The sequence below is a fragment of the Microvirga tunisiensis genome (assembly GCF_009296175.1).
Classification (GTDB): Bacteria; Pseudomonadota; Alphaproteobacteria; order Rhizobiales; family Beijerinckiaceae; genus Microvirga; species Microvirga tunisiensis.
Genome location: NZ_VOSK01000936.1, coordinates 1 through 690 on the forward strand (window position 1 = coordinate 1; position 690 = coordinate 690).

Sequence of the window (690 nt, forward strand, 5' to 3'; positions counted from 1 at the left end):
CGGTCGATCCAGAAACCGTCGACGGTGACGCGATGAACCGGCGCTTCCTCGGGGTAGTGTTGATCCGAGCCCATGCGGAACGTGCCGCCGGGAATCCGGATCATGCTGCTGTCGTCCGGCTGCCAGTGAACGGTAACGTCTGACGAGCCGACTAAGTCTGCGTCATTCATGGCATCTTTCCTGGAAAGCCTGGAAAGGGTGTGCGCTGTCGGCGTGACGTACCGGCGGACAACACCTTCTTGTCGGGTTCATCGTAGACGGGGTGTCGGCGCTTGCTTGACCAGGTGAGCCATCCACTTGACCGATGAGGACAGCCGCAAGAACCGTTGCTCCCATCCTGGCATACCGACAGTGTCGTCCCGTTCGTGGCCGAGGCGCTATTGGGGTCAATCCTGAAATCGATGGAGGCAGACCCTGATTTGGGCCACGGCCCCATCGTGGGCCGATGCCCCAGGCCCAGTCGGGTCCGAATGGACGGAGCTCGTCACCCGGATCCGGATTCCGGAGGACGGCGATGACCTGACGCCGGAATTCCGGCGCGGGGCGCAGACGGCCCTTTCCTGAAGATTCAGGGCTTGCCTCCGGCAGTTTCAGGGTTTTGCACCAGTGAGGAAGACGGCTTGGCAGTGTATCCTGCCATGGCACTCGGGCTCACCGGAACGGCCGCAGGCCTGGGGCGCGGAAGGAAGG

General features: G+C 62.9%; 1 protein-coding gene. It reads right to left on the bottom strand.

The window, feature by feature from the left end:
• Positions 1 to 170: SUMF1/EgtB/PvdO family nonheme iron enzyme (locus FS320_RS49550; protein WP_244627794.1), on the bottom strand; the 170-nt coding region annotated here is incomplete at its 3' end.
• Positions 171 to 690: the final 520 nt, after the last annotated feature.